Annotated in this window: 1 pseudogene; it reads right to left on the reverse strand. The window is 71.3% G+C overall.

What is annotated here, in order from left to right:
- A pseudogene (locus E2C06_RS37230) lies at positions 1-209 on the reverse strand (hypothetical protein); the annotation flags it as partial.

Consider the following 209-nt stretch of genomic DNA (forward strand, 5'->3'; position numbering starts at 1 on the left):
GCGAGCCGTGCTTGTCGCAGACCGCGAACAGCTTCACGCCCTTGACCAGCTTGCCGCCATCGATGCCGCGCACCCAGGCGGTTGGGGCTGACCGGAGAGAGCGGCTGTCGGCCACCACCGCCGAGGGCAGCAACTCGTCGCCGCAGGCCAGCCGCCAATCGAGCGCGAGACGTTGACCCAGCCGTCGCCACAGGCCCAGGCGGGTCCAG

The sequence above is a fragment of the Dankookia rubra genome (assembly GCF_004355005.1).
Lineage (GTDB): Bacteria > Pseudomonadota > Alphaproteobacteria > Acetobacterales > Acetobacteraceae > Paracraurococcus > Paracraurococcus ruber_A.